At 51.1% G+C, this 348-nt stretch carries 2 rRNA genes; both read left to right on the top strand.

The features are described 5' to 3' along the window. Positions 1 to 115, top strand: a 23S ribosomal RNA gene (locus G3N62_RS35730); the annotation flags it as partial. 121 nt (positions 116 to 236) lie between these two features. Continuing rightward, a 5S ribosomal RNA gene (rrf, locus tag G3N62_RS35725) occupies positions 237 to 348 on the top strand; the annotation flags it as partial.

Genomic DNA, 348 nt, shown 5'->3' with positions numbered 1-348 from the left:
TGGGGACTAGATCCCCTTGAAGGGTCGTTCGAGACCAGGACGTTGATAGGTCAGGTGTGTAAGCGCAGTAATGCGTTCAGCTAACTGATACTAATTGCCCGTAAGGCTTGATCCTATAACAAGTCTGTTTTACAGACAGCGGTTGAATGACCGCGATGTGCTGATACGCACAACCCCAAAATTACTGCTTCTTCCAAGATTGGTTGCGCTGCGAAGCAACGCAACAACCCTCTTTGCCTGATGACCATAGCGAGTCGGTCCCACCCCTTCCCATCCCGAACAGGACCGTGAAACGACTCTACGCCGATGATAGTGCGGATTCCCGTGTGAAAGTAGGTAATCGTCAGG

The organism is Burkholderia sp. Tr-20355, assembly GCF_017104685.1.
In the GTDB taxonomy this organism is placed as follows: Bacteria; Pseudomonadota; Gammaproteobacteria; order Burkholderiales; family Burkholderiaceae; genus Burkholderia; species Burkholderia seminalis.
Note: the sequence above shows the minus strand (reverse complement) of the source record. Positions and strands in the feature narration are given on the sequence as shown.